General features: G+C 50.9%; 22 protein-coding genes. 11 read left to right on the top strand and 11 right to left on the bottom strand.

Annotated features, from left to right (window positions below):
• Positions 1-48 precede the first annotated feature (48 nt).
• The gene (locus GGC63_RS18980) at positions 49-708 is read right to left on the bottom strand and encodes an MgtC/SapB family protein (RefSeq protein ID WP_192703633.1); all 660 of its coding nucleotides are present in this window, start codon (positions 706-708) and stop codon (positions 49-51) included.
• Positions 709-790: 82 nt separating this feature from the next.
• A complete protein-coding gene (locus GGC63_RS18975; RefSeq protein WP_192703632.1) occupies positions 791-952 on the bottom strand; it encodes a hypothetical protein in 162 nt (53 codons plus the stop codon).
• Between the two features lie 177 nt (positions 953-1,129).
• Here GGC63_RS18975 and GGC63_RS18970 point away from each other — a divergent pair, with 177 nt between their 5' ends.
• Positions 1,130-1,822: a metal-dependent hydrolase gene (locus GGC63_RS18970; protein WP_192703631.1), complete on the top strand. Its 693-nt coding sequence runs from the start codon at positions 1,130-1,132 to the stop codon at positions 1,820-1,822.
• 108 nt (positions 1,823-1,930) lie between these two features.
• On the opposite strand, the gene GGC63_RS18965 is transcribed toward GGC63_RS18970, so the two are convergent.
• The gene (locus tag GGC63_RS18965; protein WP_192703630.1) at positions 1,931-2,482 is read right to left on the bottom strand and encodes a PadR family transcriptional regulator; all 552 of its coding nucleotides are present in this window, start codon (positions 2,480-2,482) and stop codon (positions 1,931-1,933) included.
• A 133-nt stretch (positions 2,483-2,615) separates the two neighbouring features.
• Here GGC63_RS18965 and GGC63_RS18960 point away from each other — a divergent pair, with 133 nt between their 5' ends.
• Positions 2,616-3,806 (top strand): alpha/beta hydrolase family protein, encoded by a 1,191-nt coding sequence (locus GGC63_RS18960; RefSeq protein WP_192703629.1) that lies wholly within the window; start codon positions 2,616-2,618, stop codon positions 3,804-3,806.
• A 140-nt stretch (positions 3,807-3,946) separates the two neighbouring features.
• On the opposite strand, the gene GGC63_RS18955 is transcribed toward GGC63_RS18960, so the two are convergent.
• A complete protein-coding gene (locus GGC63_RS18955; protein WP_079912626.1) occupies positions 3,947-4,279 on the bottom strand; it encodes a winged helix-turn-helix transcriptional regulator in 333 nt (110 codons plus the stop codon).
• Positions 4,280-4,486: 207 nt separating this feature from the next.
• On the opposite strand from GGC63_RS18955, the gene GGC63_RS18950 reads away from it, so the two are divergent.
• Positions 4,487-5,686, top strand: a complete 1,200-nt coding sequence (locus GGC63_RS18950; RefSeq protein WP_192703628.1) for an MFS transporter — start codon at positions 4,487-4,489, stop codon at positions 5,684-5,686.
• A 133-nt stretch (positions 5,687-5,819) separates the two neighbouring features.
• Here GGC63_RS18950 and GGC63_RS18945 read toward each other — a convergent pair whose 3' ends face one another.
• A complete protein-coding gene (locus GGC63_RS18945) occupies positions 5,820-6,653 on the bottom strand; it encodes an AraC family transcriptional regulator (RefSeq protein WP_192703627.1) in 834 nt (277 codons plus the stop codon).
• 683 nt (positions 6,654-7,336) lie between these two features.
• Between GGC63_RS18945 and GGC63_RS18940 the strand changes: the two genes are divergently transcribed.
• The gene (locus GGC63_RS18940) at positions 7,337-10,669 is read left to right on the top strand and encodes an S-layer homology domain-containing protein (RefSeq protein WP_192703626.1); all 3,333 of its coding nucleotides are present in this window, start codon (positions 7,337-7,339) and stop codon (positions 10,667-10,669) included.
• Positions 10,670-10,799: 130 nt separating this feature from the next.
• On the opposite strand, the gene GGC63_RS18935 is transcribed toward GGC63_RS18940, so the two are convergent.
• A complete protein-coding gene (locus tag GGC63_RS18935) occupies positions 10,800-12,041 on the bottom strand; it encodes an MFS transporter (RefSeq protein WP_192703625.1) in 1,242 nt (413 codons plus the stop codon).
• 359 nt (positions 12,042-12,400) lie between these two features.
• On the opposite strand from GGC63_RS18935, the gene ssuE reads away from it, so the two are divergent.
• From ssuE to GGC63_RS18900, 7 genes are all read left to right on the top strand, one after another.
• Entirely contained in the window at positions 12,401-12,955 is a 555-nt protein-coding gene (gene ssuE / locus GGC63_RS18930; RefSeq protein ID WP_079912631.1) for an NADPH-dependent FMN reductase, read from the top strand.
• Between the two features lie 143 nt (positions 12,956-13,098).
• Positions 13,099-14,442, top strand: a complete 1,344-nt coding sequence (locus GGC63_RS18925) for an LLM class flavin-dependent oxidoreductase (protein WP_192703624.1) — start codon at positions 13,099-13,101, stop codon at positions 14,440-14,442.
• Positions 14,443-14,476: 34 nt separating this feature from the next.
• Complete coding sequence (locus GGC63_RS18920) at positions 14,477-15,826, top strand: LLM class flavin-dependent oxidoreductase (RefSeq protein WP_192703623.1); 1,350 nt, start codon at positions 14,477-14,479, stop codon at positions 15,824-15,826.
• 61 nt (positions 15,827-15,887) lie between these two features.
• A complete protein-coding gene (locus GGC63_RS18915; RefSeq protein WP_192703622.1) occupies positions 15,888-17,246 on the top strand; it encodes an LLM class flavin-dependent oxidoreductase in 1,359 nt (452 codons plus the stop codon).
• 34 nt (positions 17,247-17,280) lie between these two features.
• Positions 17,281-18,330: an aliphatic sulfonate ABC transporter substrate-binding protein gene (locus GGC63_RS18910; RefSeq protein WP_192703621.1), complete on the top strand. Its 1,050-nt coding sequence runs from the start codon at positions 17,281-17,283 to the stop codon at positions 18,328-18,330.
• Between the two features lie 147 nt (positions 18,331-18,477).
• On the top strand, positions 18,478-19,014 hold the full coding sequence (locus tag GGC63_RS18905) for a 3'-5' exonuclease (RefSeq protein WP_192703620.1): 537 nt from the start codon (positions 18,478-18,480) through the stop codon (positions 19,012-19,014).
• Positions 19,015-19,043: 29 nt separating this feature from the next.
• The gene (locus GGC63_RS18900; protein ID WP_225948322.1) at positions 19,044-19,604 is read left to right on the top strand and encodes an SMI1/KNR4 family protein; all 561 of its coding nucleotides are present in this window, start codon (positions 19,044-19,046) and stop codon (positions 19,602-19,604) included.
• A gap of 314 nt (positions 19,605-19,918) precedes the next feature.
• On the opposite strand, the gene GGC63_RS18895 is transcribed toward GGC63_RS18900, so the two are convergent.
• The 5 genes from GGC63_RS18895 to GGC63_RS18875 form a co-directional block, all read right to left on the bottom strand.
• Complete coding sequence (locus GGC63_RS18895; protein WP_192703765.1) at positions 19,919-20,785, bottom strand: ABC transporter permease; 867 nt, start codon at positions 20,783-20,785, stop codon at positions 19,919-19,921.
• A 30-nt stretch (positions 20,786-20,815) separates the two neighbouring features.
• The gene (locus GGC63_RS18890) at positions 20,816-21,589 is read right to left on the bottom strand and encodes an ABC transporter ATP-binding protein (protein WP_192703619.1); all 774 of its coding nucleotides are present in this window, start codon (positions 21,587-21,589) and stop codon (positions 20,816-20,818) included.
• 174 nt (positions 21,590-21,763) lie between these two features.
• Positions 21,764-22,816 (bottom strand): aliphatic sulfonate ABC transporter substrate-binding protein, encoded by a 1,053-nt coding sequence (locus tag GGC63_RS18885; RefSeq protein WP_192703618.1) that lies wholly within the window; start codon positions 22,814-22,816, stop codon positions 21,764-21,766.
• Between the two features lie 243 nt (positions 22,817-23,059).
• The gene (locus tag GGC63_RS18880) at positions 23,060-23,566 is read right to left on the bottom strand and encodes a GNAT family N-acetyltransferase (RefSeq protein ID WP_192703617.1); all 507 of its coding nucleotides are present in this window, start codon (positions 23,564-23,566) and stop codon (positions 23,060-23,062) included.
• Positions 23,567-23,644: 78 nt separating this feature from the next.
• Positions 23,645-24,532, bottom strand: coding sequence for an NAD(P)-dependent oxidoreductase (locus tag GGC63_RS18875; protein ID WP_192703616.1), 888 nt, complete (start codon positions 24,530-24,532; stop codon positions 23,645-23,647).
• Between the last annotated feature and the right edge of the window lie 196 nt (positions 24,533-24,728).

Genomic DNA, 24,728 nt, shown 5'->3' with positions numbered 1-24,728 from the left:
TTTGTTGTGGGCAGGAGATTCTGCTATTAAGGTAGTGCTGCCCCGGCTCTAGTGAATTTCTATCGACTTCACGACCCGGTTTTCCTGGATAAAGGTCAAAAAATCCTCCACTCCATAGCCGCCCGGAAGCCGAACCAGCATGACCAGGTGAATCGTATCGTCCGAAAGCTCCTCCACCTGCAGGCTCAGCACCGCGATCTGTTTTTGCTTCAGCATTTGCTGAATGCCTTCCATGCAGCCCGGCAAATTCGAAATTTGCATGGTCACCTGCTCCATCTTGGGCGAGGCCAGCCAAGGAAACCGCCGGTGCAAAATAATTTGCGCCAATATAATAATGACCGTCGTGCCTATTCCCATCAGAAACATGCCGGAGCCGATGGCCATCCCGATCCCGGCTGTAGCCCAAATTCCCGCAGCCGTCGTTAATCCCTTGACCGTATGCTTATGCATGAAGATCATCCCGGCGCCAAGAAATCCTACGCCACTGACGATTTGTGCGGCAATACGTGAAGGGTCCAGCCCAAGATTGGGCCACCCTATCTGATCCTGAAAGCCATACTTCGAGATGCACATCATGAGAGAGGACCCGATGGCCACAACGAAGTGAGTTCGAATTCCCGCCTCCTTCATCCGATTCATACGTTCATAGCCTATAAATGCCCCGCAAATGCCGGCGACAATGACACGCACCAAATACTCGTATTCCATCGGCTCACCTTCCTCTTCTTTTCATCTCTTAAGAATTACCCATATCTCGTCCCAATAATCTTACCGGAACGGCACCAGTGCCTTATAAGCTCCCCTTTGTCCCTTGGGCTTGCTTCGATACATCCTTAGGAGATCGTCTCCGGATAAAGCAGCTTGACTCGCGCTTTTCCAGGATGCCTGCAGCCTTGTTATTATTGCGGGTAGCCAGCTCTTCTTCCGCTGGAAAGAAGGCCGTCTTTCTCATGTTGGTCAAATTCCCTGAAGTATAATACATCCCAGCCGTTTTGCCGCTTAAAAAAACGGCCGGGGCTCTGTCCCTGCGATTCCGAATTAACGTCCCTATCGAGCCGGTTTGAATGACGTTGGCCCGTCCTTTATAATGAAAGCAGCAAACCAAATGCTAAAGGAAGAGGTGTCATTTATGTTAAAGGTGGAATATCACGGCCATTCCTGCGTTCAATTGTCTGACGGCGAGCATTCACTGATTATCGATCCGTTCCTTACGGACAATCCGTCGGCTATCGTCAAGCCCGAATCGATACGTGTCCAGCACGTCCTGCTGACCCATGCTCACGCGGACCATATTCAAAACGCTGTTGAAATCGCGAAAGCCAACGACGCTACGCTGATCGCTATCCATGAGCTGGCTACCTATATGAGCTGGCAGGGTGTGAAGACCCGGGATATGAATATCGGGGGCCGGCTCTCGCTTGGCTTCGCAGAGCTGCAAATGGTTCAAGCCTTCCACAGCTCAGGCATTATCGACCATAACGCCAAGCAAATTATATATGCCGGTATGCCAGCCGGCTTCATTATTCGCTGGAACGGCCACACCATTCTGCATGCGGGAGATACAAATCTGTTCCTGGATATGAAGCTGATCGGAGAGCGCAACGACATTGATCTGGCATTCCTGCCTATCGGAGACCTGTTTACGATGGGACCGGAGGACGCCGCCGTCGCAGCCGAATGGCTGCAGGCCAAGCAGGTCGTTCCCGTGCACTTCAATACGTTCGAGCTCATCCGCCAGGACGGCGCTGCATTCCTGGAGCTGCTCCAAAGCCGCGGCATTCAAGGAACCCTCATGCACCCCGGCGAGCATATTACTTTATAATTCCGGATGATCCGGCTCATGCCCAAAAGCCTGCTAATCGCATTCCTCCGAATGCGTCAGCAGGCTTTTTCCTATGCAGCCGATCCTCATTCTAACTACAGCTGACGGTTAGATCCGGTTCTCCTTTAACCAGCCGATCATTTTGCCGCACCACTCCGCGTAGCTGCGCTCGAAGCCTATTCCCATTTCGATAACCGCGACTGTTGAGAACAACGGATGGCCGCTAGACAGCACACCTTCCCCTTCCCGGAATGAAGCGGCTCTCTTGGATAGCTCCTCCTGACGCTTTTCATGCTCTTGCCTTTTGGCTTCGAGCTGCGGAATGAGATGCTCTGACGGCACCAGCCAGGAGTTGTACTGCTTCAGCAAAAATTCATCCCAATCTCCAAGCTCGCTCGGTTCCATAACCCACGCCTTCAGACGTTCCAGGCCCGCCTCCGTAATCTTATACACCTTCCGAGCCGGCCGATAGGATTCCTTCTCATGGGCTTGCAGCTGCACGGCCCCTTCCGCTTCCAGCTTGGCTAACGTCGGGTACAGCTGATTGTTGTTCATTTTGTAAAAGTTATTAATTCTGCTGTGCATTTGCTGCTTCATATCATACCCGCTTAACGGCTCACGCGCCAATAAGCTTAAGAGTACATATTGAATGGTGCTCATTAAAATGACCTCCTCAAAAATTAAGTTATTTTTAACATAGGTTATCATTGACATATTAAAACATATGTTATAAGTTAATATTAACCTATTACGCGGTTGCGAACAACCGCCATCTCTAAGGAGCGATGTGGATATGAAGCTTATTTTTAATGACCAGACCTTTTCATTTGAACTGTTGAGAACCCTGAGCTACGCCCCCTATGGAGGAGCCGATATCGGCGAATGCCTGCTCACTGCCTACCGCATTCAAGAAGGAGATTTTGAGAGTTGGTACAAGGAGTGGAACGCCACCGCAGAACGAATTCATGCTTTGGCAGATGCCGCTCTCGCAGACGGACAGCGGGTAAGCGCCCGTGAGGCTTATCTCCGTGCTTCCAACTATTATCGTACCGCCGAATTCTTCTTGCATGGTGACCGTCAGGATCCCCGTATTTTGGCAGCATGGGGGAACAGCAGGGACACATTCCGGCAGGCCGCTCGTCTTATGGATGCTCCGGTGGAGGAAGTGCTCATTCCCTATGAAGGAACCCACCTGACCGGTTACTTCTATAAGGTAGATGGGTCCGATACGCCCCGTCCGACTCTCTTGATTCATGGCGGGTACGATTCTACCGGAGAGGAGTTGTATCTTGGAGGGGCGGCAGCGGCCATCCAGCGCGGTTATAACTGCCTTACGTTCGAAGGTCCCGGTCAAGGCTCGGCCATCCGGCTTCAGCAGCTCCCGTTTCGTCACGATTGGGAGAAAGTCGTTACGCCGGTTGTCGATTACCTGATTACCCGGCCTGATGTGGACCCGCATCAGCTTGCTCTGATGGGTATCAGCTTCGGAGGCTACCTTGCCCCGCGCGCTGCGGCGTATGAACATCGGCTTGCCGCATGCATCGCCAACGACGGCCTCTATACCTTCCGGTTCAGCGAGATGGCACGGCCATTTATGAAAGGCAGGGACGATGCATCCCCGGCCCATTACGAGGAGGTCATTACCGAAGTGATGAAGCGGCATACCGGAGTAAGATGGGCGGTGGACAACGGCATGTTTACATTTCAGGCGGATTCCTTGCTGGAGCTGGTTGAAAAAACGGAGCCTTGCTCGCTGGAGGGCGTTGCAGAGCAGATTGTTTGTCCTACGCTGGTATGTGAAGCGGAGGCCGATCATTTCTTTGCCGGGCAGCCCGAGAGGCTCTATCATGCGCTGACCTGCCCGAAAACGTATATGAAATTTACGGCGGAGGAAGGCGCTGAAGAGCATTGCCATTTCGGGGCACTGCAGCTGTTCAACCATCGGATATTCCAATGGCTGGATGAAGTGCTTCATATCCGTTAATCCGCTCCGAACGTCGGGCTTGCCCCGGCCATGCCCGGATGTACTCCGGTGATGATATATGCCAAAGAGCTCCTGCCTTCACGCAGGAGCTCTTCCTATTCCTTCGTCCGATCCTCATACAGATGCGGCCGCTATTTATTTTATGGCTGTTGATTGCCCCATTTCATTACCCACTTGTCCATTTCCTTCAGTGCCGTCTGGAAATCAATTCCCTTCTCCGTCAAAGAATACTCCACCGTGACCGGTACTGTCGGAAACACTTCACGGCGCACCACTCCGGTCTGCTCCAAATGTCGCAGTGTATCCGTCAAGGATTGGGTTTTCACTATGGCGATATCCCTTTGCAGCTGCTTAAACCGCCTTGGCCCTTTATACAGCTCGGCAATAACGAGAAAGGCCCACTTGGCGCCGAGAATCCGAAGCACCTCGCAAATGTTGGAGCCTGCCGGTTCGTTGTCATGTGCACTTTCCATCCTTGCACCCCTCTTACTTTAAGTTAGTTGATCTAGATAACAGGACAATATCCAATTATTTTGCCTTCTTTCATTATTATATTGCTCTCCTTATAATGTCAATCAAGGAATCGTCATGAAATTCCGAAACACCAAGCAGACATGTGCTAGCCATGCCGCTTATGCTGCCACAGCATCCCATATATAAGTACCGAAAGGATGGACAATATGAATCGCTTATCCCTATATCTTCTTTCCATAGGCGCCTTCGTGACAGGGACCTCCGAGTTGATCGTCGCAGGCATTTTACCGGCCATAGCCGATGACCTCGGCGTTTCCGTTGCCTTGGCCGGACAGCTTATTACGGTGTTCTCCCTTTCCTTTGCCATAGGAACACCCGTTATCGTTGCATTGACCAACCGCATCCAGCGCAAAACAGCCCTGTTAGTTTCCCTGGCCTTATTCTCTATTGGCTGCCTATGCTCCTTTATGAGTCCCGGATACGGCTTTTTGCTTGGTTCGCGGATTGTTATTGGACTTAGTGCAGGAGTTTACACTGTCATTGCTTTCGGCTCCGTCGCCAAGCTGGTTCCCCCGGAAAAGACGGGCAGCGCTATCGGCATGATCGCCCTCGGAATCAGCAGCGCGATGGTCCTGGGAGTCCCGTTAGGAGTCGCCATTGCCAAATGGTGGAGCTGGCAGGCCATCTTCGCCTGGCTCGCCGGAGTTAGCCTGCTGGTCATGCTCGGCATGCTTTGGCTTCTTCCCCGCATCGAGGGGGACGCCCCGGCATCATTCGGGCAGCAATTCCGAGTGCTTAGAAACCCCGTTATTGCGAGCGGATTATTCCTGTCCCTGTTCATGACAACGAGCTGTTCGCTTATGAATACTTATTTAACGCCATTTCTACTCGATATTCTCCACCTGCCATCTGCTTCTCTGGGGCTCATGTTATTCGCTTTGGGAGTATCCGGTGTTATTGGCTCCCGGGTCGGGGGAAGCAGCGTCGATCGGTGGGGCACCAAACGGATAATATCCATCTGCCTGTCGGCAATCATTGTGTCACTCGCGCTGCTTCAGGCGCTCCATTCTTCATGGTTGTCGGGAATCAGCCTCATCCTGATTTGGATGTTTGCATTATCCATGCTTGTACCGGCGATTCAAACGTACTTTATTCAACAAGCTCCACTATCGTCCAATCTGGTCCTTGGCTTCAATACCTCGATCCTTCACCTAGGCGTAGCGGTCGGTGCAGGTGTCGGCGGATTGGTAGTCCATACCGTCTCCACCGTGTTGTATCATCCTTGGCTTGCAAGCTGTATTGCAATCGTCGCTTTAGCTATAGCCGCCCTCTCCTTTGCCTTGAGCAAAAAAAATAATCCGGCAATTCACGAATCCGTGCTGCCTCATACAATAGAAAGGGGATGAAGCCGCCGACATCATATTGTCGGTTGGAGGGCGGGGACACCTACCCTCCCCCACTCAACATATTTCGACATTCAAGTCTGCATCATGTCGTTTACATACGACGTTGTTCGCCCTTTTTCGACTGGCTGCACTGTTACTGGCATAGCTTGCGAAAAGCGGTGGGTGTCAGCCCCTCGCTCCTCTTGAATATTTTAATAAAATAGCTGGGATGGTCGAACCCGACCATTTCCGCTATGCTCTTAACCTCCAGATTCTCTGCCTGTGACAGCAACTCCTTGGCCTTCTGAATGCGAATTCGGTTAAGATACTCAATCGGCCTTGTCCCCAACGTCTGCTGAAACAATACGCAGGTATAAGGCATCGAAACCCCCAGCTGATCCGCCAGATCCTGCAACGTGATAGTTCTGTTATAATGCTGTTCAATGTAGCTCAATGCCGGCTGGATCATTTCATAATATTCATCTGACGATTCATGGCACTCAAATTGGGATGAATAACGGTGCAAATCGAGCAGCAGACCATATACCGCCTGGGAGCAGTCGTGGCTGGGAGGCATCCTCTTGGCGCTGAAAAGGGCATAGATCTCCTGAATCCGGCCTAATAGTTGATCCGGTTGTTTGATATCCAGCACGGTAGATTCATGAAAATGAAGCGTTCTCAAAATATCCTTGGTCAATCGGCCTTGGAATTCAACCCATTGAACCGACCATGGGGACTCTACAGGATAATAATGATGCGGCACCGATGGAAACAGCAGCATCCCCTGCCCCTTGGATACGGTTATTTCCTTGTCTGCGAGCTTAAGCACCCCTTTGCCGTCCACGCATTGAACCCACTGAAATGTTGGAAGGCCATTTTTCCTCAATACCTCCGGCTGGTTCTTCCATCCCCCGATAGACGCTATATAGAGAGGCAAATGCACGTCTACTTCCGTCGGCGTATTCCATATTTTCCGGCTCAGACTCATGTTCACTTCTCCCTATAACAGTTTAATATTGTTATATTATCACAAAATAGTCTGATTGATTCCATAAAATACTAGATGTTATTATGATACATGTCAAAAGGATAATCAATTTAAATATTTAAACACCAAGCGAAATAAAATGAAAGTAGACCTACAGTAATGGGATAATATGTAAATTTTAAATCGCATCATTGCTCTGAATTTCCTGCTTAGATTATAGGTTTACAAGCATGATATTTTTGCAAGCGCTTTACTTTTTTCGACTTAGTTCTACTTTCGCATATTCAAAAACTAATACTAAACTACCCTGATCCTTCTATCGAAGGACCTACTGGATACCCCACACTACATGATCTCTTGCCCTATGTGAATCCAAATACCTAAGGAGCGAGAGCCTGCGAGCTCATCATTGCCATCCGACATAACGGAACCAGAGCCATTTATTCCAGCAGCCATGAGATGACTCCCATTTAGCTTTTTTTCATTGTAAGCGCTAACACTATGGATGATCAAGGAAATATATGTATTTGTTCAAAAAAAAAATAAGATGCATGTGACATTTCTAATGCACCGCATGCACTTTATTATAAATAGCTTCAAATGTAAAAAAACAAATAAAGAGAGAACATTTTTGTGGTACGAGTGGGTTCAATACAACAAAAACATGTTATGGAGGGGCAGCAATGAAACGTATTATTTCAACCGTCATCTCATTATCCATGGTTTTCGCGATGGTACCCGGTATCGCAGGAGCAGCAGACGCTCCCAAGGATTCTTCTTCGTTCAGCGATTTGAAAGACCTCGATGCCGCTTCGAAGGCCAAATTCGATGAGATGCTGAAAGCAGGCATATTTGATGGAGTGCAGGATGGCTTGTTCGGTCTGAAGGACAAAATGACACGCGCCCAATTTGCCAAGGTCGCTGCACAGATCTTTCAGTTAAAAACGGACATGACGTTAAAAACCTCAAGCTTTACCGATGTGTTATCAGATGATCCGTCAAACGGATATGCATTGCCCTACATAGAGGCTATTTCCAAAGCCGGTATTACCGACGGAGTCGGAGACGGGCTGTTTAACCCCGGCGGACAAGTTACCAAGGAGCAGCTGGCGGCTTTTCTGATCAAGGGCTTGAAGCTCGACGCCAAACTAAAAGAGACCAAAGGCGTTCAGGACGATACCGTATCGGATTGGGCCAAAAGCTATGTAGCTCTGGCTCTGGAGAACAAGCTGATGTCTAACGGACCCAGCGGAAAATTCGAAGGCAGCTCTCCTGCTACCCGTGATTTGCTGGTCCTCTCAGCCTATGAGGCCCGCAAGCTGAGTGCGGCCTCCAAGATTGAAACAGTGACGAAGGTTTCAATAGAGAAAGCGGAGGTTACCGGCGCCAAGACGATTACGGTTACGCTGAACGGTGCAATCGCCGATACGGCCAAGCTGAATGCGACGGTAAGCCGTGGTTCGACAGCCGTTCCCGCTGCTGTAAAATGGAGCGATACCAAACACCAATTCGCTATTGTAACGGAAAGCACCATGAATGAAGGCACCTACACCGTGAAGCTGGAAGCGGTAAAAGACGGAGGGTTAACCGTAGACAAGGGTAAGGCCGATGTAACCGTTCAGAAGGAAACCATCACCAAGATTGATTTCATCTCGGCGTCCGATACGATCGCCCAAGGGAACAAAATCACCGTTTCCTTCAAGGCAGTCAACCAGTACAACGAGCAGTCCAGTCAGCCTGCTTCGCGCTTCGATATTCGAACCAGCCCGGATTTGACCGTTCAATCTTCACCCAAAGATCAAACGTTCAGCATTAAAATCGACGATTCCTTCGACCGTAACGATAATATAGTCTTTACGATTTCGGATCCGGACAAAGCAGTGCATGCCACTAAAAACTACCGGGTCGGAGATAGACAATCCGTCGCCAAAATCGAATTAGGTAAGCTCATACTGAATGGAACCAAGAAAAAGCTGGAGGCCGGTGACTCCGCAACTCTCGAATACAAAGCGTATGATCAATACGGCTTTCTGGTAACGGATCTTCCAACTTTACGCAAGGAAACCATCACCTATGTTACAGGAGCTGATGCACTTGAGTCCGGTACGATTTCGGAAGACAGTGTTCGGGTGGATAAAGGCTTCGGCTTTTTCGAGGATGAAGACAATGACGATAGACCGGATTTGAAAATTAACACGGCTCATATCGACTCCAGGTCAAAATCAGCAGACCAAGAAATGACCCTGGCTGTAACAGCGAATGCATCAGGCCAGACAGCGACGACAAAAATTGTCGTAACCCCATTAAATGTTCCTTATGACATCAGCTTCGGCAAGCTTAGCGCTACTACGCTCGCATGGGGCGACGACGATGCCTACCTGCCTATTGAAGTTAAAGATAAATCAGGGAATGTGCTCAGCACGGATGATGTCCTTCAGTTTGTTAACGATATCCGCATTTACAGCACTGGTACGGCGAGAGTCGATGTAGATTCCAGAATCGCTACTGAAGGCGTATTCAAAGGCAAAATCCGTATCGGCTTGAAAGTGGCCGATGAGGAATCGCGCAAAGCCGGTTCACTGAAGATTGAAGCCGTTGTCGGAAATTCGGATAAAAAGGCAAGCTTCAGCACGACAGTATCGGAAAAAAGACATCCTGATCAAGTCTATGTTTCATCCGAACCAAAACCAAAGATGCTTCCTTCGATGACTGCCTTTGGCGTTTCCACAAACAATATGCTTGTGGAGAACAAAATGAAGCTTAAGTTCAAAGACCAATACGGGGAAGATTTCGATAAAGACTATTCCGGTTATGAGGTGGATTTGAGCTTGAACCGGACGGACGGTACCGTCACCAATGCCGTCTACTTCTCCAAGGGCTCCTTCACAGGTACACCTACCTGGGTATTATCCGGGGACGAAGGTACATCTAAATATCCGAGCAAGCTGACGTTTAAGGGCGATGATACGCGTGCTGAGGGCTACAGCGCTCCAAGCACATCTATCAAATCGATCAGGGATACGGATCTTACTTTTACCCCTATTCCGGGTGACAATAACGAAGCAACGTATCAAATGACAGCAAGACTGTATAAAGTAGATAAAGATGGGAAAAGCCGATCGGAAGTTTCCAGCGCTACCCGCATCGTAGATCTCCTTCAAGCCAAGGAGGCTGAGAAACTGAAGTATTCGTTGAAAACGTTCGCCAACGGGCTTGCTGCTACCGATGAGCTTACCTTCGACACCTTTGCCAGCAATCCGTCAGCTAATTTGGCTCCGTTTACTACACCAATCGTAAAAGCGCCGACAACGGATATCGACGTATTGAAAGGCTATTTTGCCGGCAAAATTGAATTGTCTGCCACCAATAATTCCAACGAAAATGTGGCGCTGCCCAATAACTTGATACAGCAAATAAGCGTAACCGGCGGAGCGGCCGTCCCTATTGCTAAGATCAAAGTGGACTCTTTTAACTTCGACGCTTATGGGATCCTCGGTGTTTATGAAGGCAATGTCGACGTGGCCGTCTCCTTCCTGCCGTCCAACGTCTCGGGTGCTCGGGTTGCTACCATAACCAAAATTCCTGTCAAAAAGGAATATCCGGCGACAGCCTCTCTAACAGCTGGGGAAAACGGCAAGGCCAAAGAAGTCTGGCTATCCTTGCTAAACAATCTATCTCTCCACTCTGGGGATTCTGCAGTGAATGGTCAAACTCAACGCAAAAAGACATTCGGCGATTTGAAGCTTAAGGACCAATACGGCTACACCGAGTACAAAAACTACGGCGTCTACCGTTCCGCCGACTTCTATGGCACAAAATTTGCAATCAGCAACGCCAAATGGTCCAATCCTGCCAACCCAGGCGTGCTCCGCATCGATGTAGACACCAAAGCAGGTACAGGAGTTTATGTCTACGAGCCGGGTCCAGGCGGAAGCCGAATCATCTCCTTCACGGCCACTGTGTTTAGCGGAAACAAATCGCAATCGGTGGATGTGTATCCGGATCCGGAGCATTAATACCGAGAATGATTTTACAATTGTAAAATGATTCAAAACACCTCGCTACTCAAACAAGGTTGATTGTATCGCCAAATAGCACATCAAAAAAGCGTCCTGTTCTTTATGACAGGACGCTTCTCATTAAATTTTACGCTGATTCCGCCGTTTTGTGCGATTCTGTAATCCGCTTGGTTTGAAGGACCAGCATGATAAAGTGCAGGAAAAAGACTCCCGAGATAATATAAAATACGACCGGTATCCCCATGTTGCTGGCGACGACGCCTCCGAACAGAGAACCCAGGACGTTGCCTAACGAATTGGCGCTTGCATTATAGGAAAAGACGCTTCCCTGAATCGTAGACGGAGTCAGGCTCCGCAGCAGCGAGCTGATCGAAGGAATCAAGCCGCCTACGCATAGCCCGGATAAAAACCGCGCTCCCATTAAAATCCACGGATTGGATATTTGCGCCTGTGGAATATACAACACCGAAATCATGAGCAGCGAGCATAGCAATACAATAAAGTGCCCGTGCCGATCCCCGAGCCTTCCCAGAATAGGAGCGGCAATCATCGTCCCCAAAGCGCTCGAGGCAAAAATAAGCCCCGCCATGATTTCAACATGGTTCTCGATATGCATGCTCTTCACATAGAGCGTGATAATAGGACTGATACTTTGAAAGCTTGCAGCGATAAGAAAGGTCGAAATGAATAACGTTAATATCGCCGGCTTGTGCTTCATGACCTCTTTCAAGCTCGTTCTCTCTGGCTTCTTCTCCCCCGATGACTTCCATTTCAAATCGCGAAAATGGAATTTGGCATACTTTCGCGTCTCCTTGACACCGAACAAAACGAATACGGCTGCAATAAAAATGAAAAAGCCTGTGAAAAAGAACGAATTCCTCATTCCCAGCCATTCGGCCATCACACCGCCAAGCAGAGGGCCCAGCAGCTGCCCGGAAACCTGCCCGGTCTGAAGCGTGCCTAATGCTTTGCCTACTTGCTCCTTCGGCGTCTCAATAGCCATCAGAGCGACCGCACACGTCGAGAACCCTCCCATAGTGCCAAAAAGTGCTCTAAGCAGCAGCAATTGCATCGGGGTATGAACCAGCCCCATCGCTGCGATAATGATTGCGAGCCCGAAGCCCGATCGGATCATGGTTACTCTCTGGCCGTACTTATCCGAGAATTTTCCCCAAAAGGGAGATACGATGGCGATCATCAAATGATTGACCCCAAAAATCATGGCGGCCCATAGAGCGGCCTGCTTCACATCGTGAATGCCGAGCTCCTGAACATACAGCGGCAAAAATGGAATAATCATTCCGATCCCGACGGAGCTGAAAAAAGTACCGAACCATAAAATGAACAAATTGCGCTTCCATGCTTCCATCCCGGATAGACCTTCTTTACTAGTAAATTGTGCAACAACCCTCTGGAATGCACTAGCCATAAGGACTATTGTTAGATTACTCCCAAAGAACGAAAGAAACCATGGATTTCCATGCTGTGAAACATGTACTATCTTGCTTTTTCTCAGGTCACAGAAAATAGCCGGAAGCCTAATGCTTCCGATTAGATATTTCTGAAATCCACCCTTGACGAACATCCAATACAGTGGTACCATCCTAAATATAATTATTCATATGTATTTAGTTGGTTTTAAATTGGTCTACCGGTCAACTGGAGACTCCTTCCCCTATCCATGGGGCAGGAGTCTTTTTTATTCCCTAACTGAAGGAGTGTTATTCCATGGCAAAAATAGCTGTTATCTCTGGAAGCCCGTCTGCCAGCTCCCGGCTGAACGGTGTACTTCGCAGCATTGAATCGTCTCTGCTTGCGGAAGGACTGGAGCTGGATTGGATTGAGGTTCGAAGTCTTCCGCCGGAGGATCTGATATTTACGAATTTCCAAAGCCCTGCTATTGTCAAGGCCAATGAAATTATAGCCAACGCAGCTGCCGTCATTGTCGCAACCCCCATCTACAAGGCGTCCTACACAGGTGTAACGAAGACCTTCCTGGACTTAATTCCGCAGAAGGGACTGGAGGGGAAAATCATTCTTCCCGTTGCCATAGGCGGTACGATCGCCCATCTGCTTGCGCTGGATTATGCCCTCAAGCCGGTTCTTGCCGCATTGGGTGCAAAGCTTCAATTGTCTGGCGTGTATGCGCTCGATACCCAGGTAGAGCGCCGTGAAGACGGTACCTTTGGACTGGCCGATGAGCTGGAGCAGCGTCTGACAGCTTCGATTGGCGAATTCGTTCAGGAGATACGACATCGTCTATCGTTCAGTCCCATCGCTTGATGCTTAAAACACTGGTAAATATCAATATCATCCATACCGTCCATAAGCCGATTGGATAACCAAAGGCTTCCAGCTGTCGCCCTATCGAGGTTCGACAGGTCCGGAAGTCTTTTATTATTTCATCAGACGAGGGGGAACTAATTATGACGACAACCCAAAGAGAAATGCATCTTAATTTATTCCTTGTCCCCGCCGGGCACCATGAGGGTGCATGGAGACATCCGGATACGAACGCGAAGCAGCTGATGCAATTCGAGCATTATCAACGGCTGGCTCAAAAAGCGGAGCAGGCGAAACTCGATTCGCTCTTTATGGCGGATCGTTATTCCGTCTCCAAGAAAGGCGTTGCCTATGGAGCGTTGACGGGACTTGAGCCGCTTACGCTGCTCACAGCCCTCTCCGTAGTTACCAAACGGATAGGCCTCATCGCCACCGTATCCACCAGCTTCAACGAGCCCTTCAATGTCGCCCGCCGCTTTGCTACGATCGACCATTTAAGCTCGGGGCGTGCCGGATGGAATATCATCACCTCCGGAACCGACGAGGAAGCGAGAAACTTCAGCTTCGACCGAATTCCCGGCCATGCGGAGCGATACGAACGGGCGGCAGAATTCGTCGAGGTAGCTACCCGCCTATGGGATAGCTGGGAAGACGATGCGCTCGTGCTCGACCAAGCGTCCGGTACTTATGCAGACAGCAGCAAGGTGCATGAGCTCCACCACAAAGGGCGGCACTTTTCCGTTCAAGGCCCGCTCAATGTGCCTCACTCGCCGCAAGGACGGCCCGTCCTTGTTCAGGCAGGCTCCTCGGAGGACGGACGCCATTTTGCCTCGGCCGTCGCCGACGCCATTTTCACCGCTCAGCAGACACTCACTGATGCTCAAGCCTTTTATTCGGATGTGAAAGCCCGCGTCCGTCAACAAGGCCGCAATCCCGAGCACGTGATCATTTTACCTGGGATCTGCCCTATTATCGGAGAAACCGAGTCGGAGGCCAAGGAAAAAGAAGCGATGCTCCATGAGCTGACCAATCCGAAATACAGTCTGCTCCAGCTGTCCAACCGGGTAGGCTTCGATTTGACAGCCTATCCTCTGGACGAACCGTTGCCTGAAATTCCCGAAACCGTACTGGCACGAGGGCACCAAAGCCGGGCGCAGCTCATTATCGAGCTTGCGCGCACCGAGAATCTGACCCTGCGCCAGCTGCTCCTGAGGCTTGCCGGAGGACGCGGTCATCGCACCATTGCCGGTACGGCCAAGCAAATTGCCGATGAGCTGGAGGTCTGGTTTACAGAAGGGGCTGCCGACGGCTTTAACATCATGCCCCAAGTTATGAAGGGCGGCCTGGACGATTTCATCGACCTGGTCGTTCCGGAGCTCCAACGTCGCGGATTGTTCCGTACCGAGTACAAGGGGCGTACGCTTCGCGAGCATTACGGCTTGCCTCATCCGCATCCTTCATTCACTGCTCAGCCACAATTTCAATAATCACCGATCCGGGTCTTAAGGAAGGGAGATACTTATGAGTGTAAAAGCTAGACAAATGCATTTAGGCGCCTTTTTGTTCGGTGTCGGGCACCATGTCGCCGCCTGGCGTTATCCGGATACGGAAGCACACGGTATCATGGACCCGGCATTTTATGAGCGCTTTGCTCAGACAGCAGAACGCGGTAAGTTCGATATGCTTTTCCTGGCGGATTCATTGGCATTGCTCGGCAGCTCCCCCTCCCATACCGCTTCGGTTCGCCCGGAGCCCATTACCCTTCTCTCTTATCTTGCCGGGGTCACCGAACGAATCGGGTTGGCGGCTACCGTATCGACGACCTACCATGAGCCTTATAACCTGGCCCGTGAATTCGCTACCCTCGATCATTTGAGCGGAGGACGGGCAGCCTGGAATGTCGTTACGTCCAGCCGCAACGAAGAGGCCGCCAATTTCAGCAAGGAGAAGCATCCGGACCATGCTGTCCGCTATGAACGGGCCAGAGAATTTATCCAGGTTGCCACCTCCCTGTGGGATAGCTGGGAGGATGATGCTATCCTGTTTGACCGGCAGAACGGACAATTCGCCAACCCCGACAAAGTTCACCGGATCGACCATCTGGGAGAGCATTTCAGAGTCAGAGGTCCGCTGAATGCCCCTAGACCGCCTCAAGGGCGGCCCGTGATTATCCAGGCCGGCTCCTCCGAGACGGGCCAGCAGCTCGCAGCCGAAACCGCTGAGGTGATTTTTACTGCATGGCAAACATTAGAGGAGGCGCAGCTCTTTTATCGCAATGTCAAATCTCTTCTTGCTAAGCATGGACGCACGGCGGATGAGCTCAAGATCATGCCCGGCATCTTCCCTGTTATCGGAGCAACGGAAGCGGAAGCCCGGGAGAAGGAACAGCTGCTGCAGCGGCTGGTGCTGCCGTCCGTCGGCTTATCGATGCTCTCCGGGTCCCTGAATGTCGATCTGCGGGATTACCCGCTGGACGGCCCGCTTCCGGAACTGCCAGAGCTCGAAGCCATCAACGGCGGCAAAAGCCGATTCAAGCTCGTGTCCGATATGGCCAAACGGGACGGCCTTACCATCCGCCAGCTGATCTATCGTGTCACCGGAGCGCGCGGGCACCGGACGATCTATGGCACCCCCGTTCAAATTGCCGATCAATTGGAGCTATGGTTCAACGAGCGCGCCTCCGACGGCTTCAATATTATGCCGCCTTATTTGCCTGGAGGCTTGGAGGAATTTGTTGAGCTGGTCATCCCCGAGCTGCAAAACCGCGGATTGTTTCGCACGGAATATACCGGAACCACGCTTCGCGATCACCTCGGCCTGAAGCGTCCCGCAAGCAAATTCAGCCGGCCTTCGGCATCCTCATCTATTTGAGCTTCTAGTACAACATTTTGGTACCTGCATGTAACGTATTTTGACCGAGGAGTGATCGACTATGGGAGAAACAAAACGCCAGCTCCACCTGGGAGCCTTCCTTTACGGTGTAGGGCATCATATTGCTGCCTGGAGATATCCGCTGACAGATTCGCTGGGACTGTTTACCTTTGAATTTTATAAACGATTTGCGCAAACGGCAGAACGGGGCAAGTTCGATATGATTTTTATCGAGGACATCCCCGCGCTGCCTGAGCAGCACGAAACCTCCGTTCAGCATACCGTCCCCGTCCGGGCCGAGCCCCTCACGCTGCTATCCACGCTTGCTTCCGTCACTTCCCATATCGGCTTGGCCGGAACCGTCTCCACCACCTACAGCGAGCCTTACCATGTCGCCAGAAAATTCGCTTCCCTTGATCATTTGAGCCGCGGGCGTGCGGCCTGGAATGCCGTGACGACGAGTATGGAAATTACAAGCCAGAACTTCGGCCAGGACCATCACCTGGACCATTCCATCCGCTACGAACGCGCACAAGAATTCGTCGAGGTCGTCACGTCGCTGTGGGACAGCTGGGAGGACGGCGCGCTTCTTATCGATAAGTCATCCGGAGTCTTTGCCGATCCTGACAAAATCCATGCGATCCGCCATCAAGGGAAATTTTTCTCGGTACGGGGCCCTCTTTCGATTCCTCGTACTCCCCAAGGAAGACCTGTGCTCGTTCAAGCCGGTTCCTCCGAGACGGGCCAGGATTTTGCAGCAAAAACGGCTGAGGTCGTATTCACGGCATGGCAGACGCTGGAGGAGGCGCAGTCCTTCTACAGCAGTCTGAAGGGGAGGCTCAAGCAGTACGGCCGCTCCCGAGATCAATTGAAAATATTACCCGGTATCCTGCCGGTTATCGGAGCTACCGAACAAGAAGCAAAGGAGAAGGAAGCCCATCTGCAGGAGCTCGTGCTTCCCGAAGTCGGCTTGGCCATGGTTTCCCGAACGCTTCGGGTGGATCTGTCCGCCTACCCTCTCGACGGGCCTGTGCCTGACCTGCCCGATGCGGCGAACATTAACGGAGGCAAAAGCCGCTATCAGCTGCTGGTCGATATGGCCCGCCGCGACAAGCTGACCATCCGGCAGCTCGTGGCCAGAGTTACCGGGGCGCGCGGTCACAAAACCATCCATGGGACGCCGGAGCAGATTGCCGACTTTCTGGAAAACTGGTTTACCCACGGCGGCTGCGACGGGTTTAATATTATGCCTCCTTATTTGCCAGGAGGGCTGGACGAATTCGTGGATCAGGTCATTCCGATCCTGCAGCAGCGCGGTTTGTATCGGACAGAATACAGCGGAACGACACTTCGCGATCATTTAGGGCTGGCCGTTCCAGGCAACCGGTATCAATTAAGGCCGCAGCAGCAAGCCAATTAATAGCAGACCGTTAAATTACAAGGGGGTTTTCATTATGGCAGCGAGGAAAAAGAAGACGATATTATCCATCCTGACAAGTATCATTGTATTTTCCGTAGTGTTAACCGGCTGCGGCAAGACGGCCTCTACGGATACCGCCTCCGCTGCCCAGGCAGGTTCTGCGGAGAAATCCAAGGAAAAGATCGTCGTTAATATCGGAGTCCAGGGAAAGACGGGCATTCTTCCCTATGCAAGGGATAAGGGAGCCTTCGAAAAAGCTTTTGCCGCCGTTGGGGCCGAGGTCAAATGGAATGAATTTGCAAGCGGTCCCCCGCACTTCGAAGCGCTGGCCGCCGGCCGGCTCGATTTCGGCTCCGTCGGAGGGACCCCCGTAGTCTCCGGACAAGTCGGAGGCATCGACTTCAAGGCTATCGCCGTAACCAGCGACGGCAAGAAAGGCAATATGATTGTCGTTCCAAAGAACAGTCCGATCAAAGAGCTGAAGGATCTGAAAGGCAAAAAAATCGGTGTGGCCAAAGGCAGCAGCGCCTATAACTTCCTTTATCTGGCCATCGATAAAATTGGTCTTAAGGGCGACGACGTCAAGGTGATTCAGCTGCAGCCCGATGAAGCAAGACCCGCTCTGGACTCCGGCGCGATCGATGCCTGGTCGATCTGGGAGCCATATGCTACGACGGCCGTATTTCAGACCGGGGCCAGAATACTGGTGACCGGCCAGGATTTGAATATTAACGCCCCCGGCTTCCTGATCGCCCGAACCAAATTTACCAAGGATCACCCGAACCTCACCGTTCTTTTCCTTAAAACCTATGAGGAGGTCCGCAAATATTATGTGGAGCATAACGAGGAAGTGACTGAGGAGCTGTCCAAATCCCAGAAGCTGGACAAGGAAATTATCAGCACCGTATTAAAAAACACCGAACCGCTTCTTTCCCCCATCACTCCAGAATTCGCCAAAGCGCATCAGGAGCAGGCCGACTTCCTCTATTCGGCAGGAGCCATCAATAAAAAGCTCGAAACGAGCCAAGTGCTGGAGAGTAAATTCGTGGAGCAGGCTTTGAAGGAGCTGAAGGATAAAAAATAGGCGACCTCCTTCTTGAAAAAAGGGCCATCGTTGGCTCTTTTTCTTTTTCCCCGATACATAGGTTATAATCAAAAATTACACTGACCTTTAGACCGCTTTATTGTACTATCATTCCTAACTACATTTAAAAGAATGGATGAATAGGACATGAACTACATTATTTTTGATTTGGAGGCCACCTGCTGGGAAAACGACCGAAGCAAGCCGAATGAAATTATTGAGATTGGAGCGGTCAAGCTCAATCAGCAGCTTCAACGGATAGATGAATTCCAAACCTTTATCAAGCCAATGCTGAACCCCTGGTTATCTGATTTCTGCAAAACACTAACCTCTATTACCCAAGAGGATGTTCAAGCAGCTCCTTATTTTCCCCAAGGTGTCCGCGCGTTCCAGGATTGGATCGGTCCGGGGCCCTTTTACCTCTGCTCCTGGGGTCTCTATGATAAGAATCAGCTAATAAAAGACTGTAAGCTGCACAGTCTAAGCACGGATTGGCTGAAGCATCACATCAGCATCAAGCATCAGCACGGTAAAATGATCGGCCGTGATCGGGGCGTCGGTATGGAGAGGGCACTTCAAATGCTGCATTTGCCTATGGAGGGCCAACATCACCGGGGGATCGATGACGCCAGAAATATTGCGAAGATTTTTGTCCGGTTATTTGATAAGCTGGAGTTTAGCTGAGTCTATCGGAAACAGGAGGATGAGCATCTTTGTGGAACCATGTATTTGAACTGGAGCATGTCAAAAGACCGCCAGCTGACGAGAATGAGCTTGACCGTTTTGTTACAGCCTGGAATGCGGCGTTATCCGAGCAAGAGATGGCTGAGATTGCGGGCAGACAACGAAATCCGTTTCCTGCAGGACATGAGCTGTACGATCAGTACAAGCCATTTGATCCTGCTTTATGGAAGCTGCCGCAGAAGGCGTTTCCCGCCAGCTACCTTGATTTTCTGCGCTATTCCAATGGCGGGGAATTTCAGAACGGCGACAGGTTCTTTCAGTTTTTTGGCACAGATCAGCTCCGGGAATACAATCTGGCTTACGAGCTGCCCGAATACATGAAGCATGCCGTTTCTTTTGCCATGGATGGCTGCGGGAATCACTATCTTTTTGATATGCGGGAAGAAAGGAACAATAACGAGTATCCGATCCTTGTCGCGCATTCAGGGTATCTCGATTATGACGGATGTGTTCTGGTCGCCGAATCCTTTCTTGAGCTGTGCTCGGGAAGAACCTCGATGGATGAAGAGATGGATCGGCGTTGGGTGTAGAGCCCCAAACGAAATAACCCCACAAAGTGGGGCGAGTCTGTTGGAAAACCTAAAAATCTGAAAAATTGCTTCGGTCCCCCAGTGGGGTATCCCCTTCCGGTCGCTGTTGTTCTCGGGAAACTTTGATTAAATTTGCTCTATAGCGGGAATTTCCCGAGAACAAAGGCGAACGCTATCGCTCCTACAGGAGACACCCCACTTACCACCTTTCGCATTTTTCCGTATGATAGGGTTTTTCAACAACCTGATCCCAGTAGTTGGTTAATAATACAAGAGGGCAAGCACTTCCGCTTCCCCAGCTCTACGTTATTGAATTAACCATTATAACTGTCGCGCCACTTGAGCAGCTTCTTCTCCAGCAGCCGGACCAAGGAATCGGTCAATTTGCCCACGATAGCGAATATGATGATTCCGACAAACACGATCTGTGTCTGGGAAAATTGACGGGCATCCATAATCAGGTACCCGATCCCTTCACTTGACCCCATCAGCTCGGCCACGACCAGCCCTAACCAGGCAACGCCGAGAGATAGCCTTAAGCCAAGCAGCAGATTCGGCATCGCAGCCGGAATCACGAGGCGCGTGATTTGATTCCACCGGCTGAATTCGAGGATGCGGGCTACATCGAACAGCTTCGAATCGGCGCTGCGGATTCCGAGAAACGTATTTACATATAAAGGGAAAAAGGCGCCTTTAGCAATCAGCAGCACTTTGGATAGCTCCCCGAAGCCGAACCAGAGGATGAACAGCGGAGTAATGGCCAAGTGCGGAATCATGCGAAGCATCTGAACCGTAGGGTCCAGCGTTTCTTCCGCTCTCCGGAACAGGCCGCTCACTAACCCGAGCAGCAGTCCCAAACCGCCCCCCAGCAAAAAGCCTACCGCAGCGCGGTACACACTGATTTGTAAATGCTTGAACAGCTCTCCGGAGGAGATCAGATCGATAAAAGCCTGGAGTATGGCTAACGGAGTCGGAAGCAGCGTCTTGGAGATCAGCTCCAGGCTGCCCGCGATTTGCCATACGATTAATACGGAAACCGGCAAAATCAACCCTCGAATGACGATCGCCCATTTGTCGTTTCGCTTTCGCCTTGCCGCCGTATCCTTCCCCTTTACTTGCTCCTGCTGGCCTCCAATCGCTTCGGCACCGGCTGGGCCGGTTATCGTCCCTGTCGAATGCATCATTGCACTCACCCCTTCTACGAATGTTTGTTAAATGCCCGAGCTGTCTACCAGCTCCAGCTCATCCACGCGCTCAAACTCATTCAGTACTTTATGACGCATTTCCTGGAAGGACGATGTCGTCTTCTTTCTTGGAAAAGGAAGATCCACAGGAATAATCTTACGAATGGTGCCGGGCCGGGCATTCATGATGACGACCCGGTTAGCGAGAAAAACCGCTTCGTCGATATCATGCGTGACGAGAATCATCGTCGTCTTGTTCTGCTGCCAAATATCAAGCAGGACCTCCTGCAAGTGGCTTCTCGTAAATGCGTCCAGCGCACCAAAGGGCTCATCGAGCAGCAAAACCTTAGGCTTGCGCAGCAGCGCTCTGGCGATGGCTACCCGCTGGGACATCCCTCCCGACAGCTCCCGCGGATAAGCCTTCTCGAACCCACGGAGGCGGACAATCTCAATCAGCTCATCCACCTGCCTCCGGACCTCCGGATCGCTAAGCCGCAGATCGGCCGCAATATTTTTCTCGACGGTTAGCCAAGGAAACAAGCGGTGCTCTTGAAAAATAAAGCCTTTATCAATGCTCGGGCGGTCCACAGGACGGTTCTCCAGCAGCACCGTCCCCGTATAAGCCGTATCCAGACCCGCTATAATTTTCAATAAAGTGCTTTTGCCGCAGCCGCTGGGGCCGATGACTGTGATGAATTCGCCTTGCTTCACATGAAGCTCAATCTGATTCAGCGCTTGGACGGGGCCTTGCGGAGCGGCGAATTGTTTAGATAGTCCGTGAATTTCGAGCGTATGGGTCATTCATAATCTCCTCCCGGGACTTGACTTATACAAAAAAGAGACTCCCCGCCATAGTCGCCCGGGTCCGCGAACGGACCTGCGACAGCTTCAGGAAGTCTCCGGTGTTCCGGTTGACTGCTGCTTAACCATGAGCCAGCCTTTTGACACAAGCTGAAGGTCGGCCTCTTGGTACAGCTATTTCTGTTCAGCCTTATACTGCTCTAACGCTTTAGTGATATATTGGTTGTCTACGACCTTGGACGTATCGATTTTCTTCTTAATGGCCCCCTGCTCATAGATGGAGTTGGCCGTTTCCTGCTGAATTTTGATGATTTCATCTGTAATCGGCATATTGGTAGGCTCCGTATTCTCAATGACCTGCCGAATAATTTCACGGTCAACCTTCTTCAGCTGGGCGTAGACGTCTATCGCCTCTTCCAGATGCTGCTTTTGCCATTGCTGCGTCTTTTCCTCCACCTTCAGATACAGTGTCACCAGATCAGGGTGTTCCTCGGCAAACTTGGTGCGTACAATCTGAAAGCCTGCGCCTTTGGCATCCAAAGCCGTTCCGTCCACCAATACCCGTGCTCCATTCAGCACCTTCTGGGTGGACATGAACGGTTCCCAGATCGCCCAGGCATCGACGGAGCCGGTTTCAAAGGCAGGCTGGGCTTCATCCGGCTGAAGCGAAATGATTTGCACATCGGCCGGCTTCAGATTAGCCTTCTCCAGCGCTTTGTAGACAACCGTCTGGGCCGAGCTGGCCTTGGCAAACGCGATTTTCTTCCCTTTCAAGTCCTGAATCGTTTTGATCGGACTATCCTTTTTCACCAGAATGGCATTTCCTTTGGAGCCGAAGCTGGCCGCAGCGATTTCCTTGAACGGTACATCGGCCGCTTGGCCGGAAATCACCGGCAGGTCGCCAACCCTCCCGAAATCCAGCCGATTGGAGGCAATCGCTTCAAAATAGGAAGGACCGCTTTGGAACTCCACCCAATTGACCTTGGCGCCGACCTTAGCGAATTCTTCCTCGAACCAGCCCTTCTGCTTGGCAAGCAGGATCGGCCATATGCTTTGCTGAATGCCGATATTGACGACCAAGGGCTCCTTGGAGCTTGCTCCGGCGGGCCCTGCGCTGTTGCCGGTCTTGCCGTTATGATCTGCGCCCTGCGAGCTGCCGCAGCCTGCAAGCAGCATCAATCCCCATATAACTGTCACAACAAAAGACACCCATTTTACTCTTCTCATAAGTACTCCTCTTTCCGATCCATCTCATGATTAACGCAAAAAAACCTTACTGCTCCTTTGTGAATTAACAATAAGGCCTTCGGTTTTCCGATCGGCAAAAAGGATATGAAGATTTACGTCAGTGATCTTCCTATATCATAATGCCACTAATTCCAATGTGTCAACTGGGAATTTAAAATAAAAACAAAACCTGCAAGAGAGCCGCTGTTCCGCAGCAGCCCTCTCGCAGGTCACCCTTGTTAATTAAACCGGACGGATTTCTTTCTCCATAATGTAATCATCCATCACAAACCCGTTTCCGATATCCGCAACCTGGGTGCGCAGCTTTTTAAAGCCCTTCTTCTCGTACACCGCAATCGTCGCATCATTATACCGGTTGACGGTGAGCCATATCGCGCTCAAGCCCCTTTTGCGGCACAGCTCGACCAAAAATTCCATGGCCCGGCTTGCAAACCCTCTGCCGCGATGCTCCTTCAGGATATACAATTTACTTAAAAACAGCTTGCCCTCTTCTTGCTTTACTCCCATATAGCCAATGTTGGAGCCGTTCAGCTTCATAAAGTAATATTCGTAGCCTTGATGCTTCAATTGATCGGTCAGGGCAGGGTAGGATTGAAATTTTTGCACCATATAATCGATTTGTTCCCGGGATATGATGGTTATAAAATATTCATTCCAAATTTCCGCTGCCAGCCGAGCCAAGTCCGTAACTTCTTCCTTCGTCTTTACTTGGGTAAAAACAGGTTCCATAAGATCACCTCTTTGTATCCTGCCACTGAGCTCGTAAGAAGCCTGTCCCGCTTCCCGCCCCTGAGTTCTCTCCATGCTTTACAGCTGCTGCTGATATACCTTGAACAAGGCCTGGGTACCGCTATCTTCTTCGCCCATCTGAGCCAGCTGTTCGTACAATGCACGGGCCTGCGCCAATCCCGGAAGCTCCAGCTTCATCTCCTTCGCGGAGTCCAACGCAATCTGCATGTCCTTGATAAAATGCTTCACATAAAAGCCGGGGGCATAGTCCCCGTTAAGCATTCTAGGAGCCAGATTGCTCAGAGAAAAGCTTCCCGCCGCTCCCGATTGGATGCTTTTCAACACGGTAGAAGGATCGAGTCCCGCTTTTTGTGCATAGATCAGAGCTTCACATACGCCCATCATATTGGAGGCAATGGCGATTTGATTGCACATTTTCGTAAACTGCCCGGAACCGGCAGGTCCTTGGTGAACGATCTGCGTCCCCATGGCTTCCAGCACAGGCAGCGCCTGATCGAAGGCCTCCTTGCTTCCGCCAACCATAATGGAGAGCCGCGCTTCTCTTGCCCCAACATCTCCTCCCGAGACAGGAGCGTCCAGTGCAAGAATCCCCCGCTTCAGCGCTTCCGCCTCGATGCGCTTTGCCAAAGAAGGACTGGAGGTGGTCATATCTATAACAATAGTGCCCGGCTTGGCATGAGGAATAATTCCCTGCTCACCGAGGCTGACCTCTTCGACGTCATGAGGATAACCGACCATCGTAATGATCACGTCGCATAAAGGTGCCAGCGAGGAAGGCGTCTGATGCCACTCGGCCCCTTGGGCGACCAAGGATTCAGCCTTTTCCTTCGTCCGGCTGTATACATGGAGCTTATAGCCCTTGTTCATCAGATGGCCCGCCATGCTTTTGCCCATCACTCCTGTGCCAATAAAACCGACAACCGTATTTTGCGCTGTTCTTTCCAAGCTAAGGTCCCCTTTTCCATTCGAGATTCAGATCATATAGTGAAAAGACATCCCTCTCCCACTGCAGAAAGAAACAATGTCTCCATCGGTACGGTCGACAAAACCAATCATGAAATGCTTGAAGAATGCCTGTTTCCAACCTAACATTGCTGCAAAGCGTTGTCAACTTAAGGAGCTATGACCTAATCAATAACCA

Source organism: Paenibacillus sp. OAS669 (assembly GCF_014873645.1).
Lineage (GTDB): Bacteria > Bacillota > Bacilli > Paenibacillales > NBRC-103111 > Paenibacillus_S > Paenibacillus_S vulneris.
Note: the sequence above shows the minus strand (reverse complement) of the source record. Positions and strands in the feature narration are given on the sequence as shown.